A 1735-nucleotide genomic window follows, 5' to 3' on the forward strand; every position below is an offset into this window, starting at 1 on the left:
CGGCAAAGTGGCTCATCGCGTCGCGATAGGCCTGCGGCCCAATGTCGTTCTTCTTCAGCACCGTATTTTTTCCATTGTCAGGATCCTATCGACATATATGGCCAGACATAGCCCGCCACAAGCGAAGTGCCTGAGCCATATCCCGAAATTCGCGTGTTGCACCAAGGCCGGGCAGCCTTTAGGTCTTGGCGGCAACAGTGCCGGGAGCATAGGACCGGCCCGGAGGATCCCATCGCTCGAATGCGACCCAGGACAAGAACAATAGCGGCGCTGTTCTGGCTGTTCCTGGCCAGTGGTGCGGATGCCCGGACGCTGCTGGTCGGCGTCTCGGCGCCCCTGTCGGGACCATCGGCCATTCTCGGCAAGCAGATCGAGGCCGGTACCGGTATGGCCGCCGAAGCGGACGGCATCGAACTCAAGACCGTGGATGACGCCTGCACCGCCGATGGCGGCGCTGCCGCGGCCAGGGAATTCGCAGCCGTCAAGGTCAATATCGTGGTCGGCTTTCTCTGCACCGAGGCGATCGAGGCGGCGATGCCGATCCTGAAGGACGCCAACATTCCGGTCATCACCATTGGCGTGCGAACCGAAAGCCTGACCGACCGCCGCGCCAAGACCGGCTGGCCGGTCTATCGCCTCGGACCACGCGGCGACGATGAGCGCAATGCGGTCGCGTCAGCCCTCACCCGCCTGTGGCAAAACGAATTGTTCGCCATTATCGACGACGGCACCATCTACGGCCGTGAAATCGCCGAGACGTTGCGGGCAGCGGCCGAACAGGCAGCGCTGAAACCTGTGTTCGTCGACACGTTCCGGCCCCAGCTCGACAATCAGATCGGCATGATCGGTCGGCTGAAGAAGGCCGGCGCGACGCATGTCTTTGCCGGCGGCGATGGCGACGACATCGCCATCATGGGCCGCGATGCCGCACAGCTTCAGGCGGGCATCGTCTTTGCCGGCGGCGAGAATCTGCGCACGCCGCCCGGCGACGTGCCCTATTCCTTGGGCACACTGATGATCGCACCGCCGGAATGGGCCGATGTCGCCGATCCAAAAGTGCTGGCGGCCTTTGCCGCGCAGAAAGTCGTGCCCGACGGCTATACGCTGCCGGCCTTTGCGGCGGTCGAAATCGCCAAGGCAGCGTCGGGCTTGTCCGAAAGCTCGGGCAAACCACTGACCGAAGCTCTGACCGGACAGGATTTCACCACGGCGATCGGGCCGATCCGGTTTGATGCGAAAGGCGATCTCAGCCGGAGTCCCTACCGCGTCTTCCGCTTCGATGGCACGCGCTTTGCGCCCTTGGAAAGCTACTGATGTTTCGCACCGGCCCACGCAACCTGATCACCGACGTTGCCGGCCTGCGCGTCGGCAATGCGTCCGACGCCAAGCTGAAATCCGGGGTAACGACCGTGCTTTGCGATGCGTCCACAGTGGCGGGCGTTCAGATCCTGGGCGGTGCGCCGGGCACCCGCGAGACCGACCTGCTCGAACCGCACAATTCCGTCGATGTGGTGCACGCCGTGGTGCTTTCGGGCGGTTCGGCTTTCGGCCTCGACGCGGCCTCCGGCGTGCAGGCGGCGTTGCGTGAACACGGCATCGGCCTCGAGGTCGGCGGTTTTCGCGTTCCGATCGTGCCGTCGGCGATCCTGTTCGACCTGCGCAATGGCGGCGACAAGGATTGGGGCCGTTATCCGCCCTACCGCGAGCTTGGCTATGAAGCCGCGCAAACCGCCAC

The 1735-nt window shown here is 64.3% G+C and carries 2 protein-coding genes; both read left to right on the forward strand.

The annotated features are described in order from the left end of the window. The first annotated feature begins 240 nt into the window (after nt 1-240). On the forward strand, nt 241-1314 hold the full coding sequence (locus EN991_RS35080) for an ABC transporter substrate-binding protein (RefSeq protein WP_127370440.1): 1074 nt from the start codon (nt 241-243) through the stop codon (nt 1312-1314). Beyond that, on the forward strand, nt 1314-1735 hold a 422-nt coding region (locus EN991_RS35085), incomplete at its 3' end, for a P1 family peptidase (protein ID WP_206519319.1). The genes EN991_RS35080 and EN991_RS35085, both read left to right, overlap by 1 nt.

The organism is Mesorhizobium sp. M7A.F.Ca.US.005.03.2.1, assembly GCF_003997795.1.
Taxonomy (GTDB): domain Bacteria; phylum Pseudomonadota; class Alphaproteobacteria; order Rhizobiales; family Rhizobiaceae; genus Mesorhizobium; species Mesorhizobium ciceri.

Bases quoted from the DNA above. Each gene is read 5' to 3' on its own strand.
- EN991_RS35080 (WP_127370440.1), top strand. From the start codon at position 241: ATGCGACCCAGGACAAGAACAATAGCGGCGCTGTTCTGGCTGTTCCTG.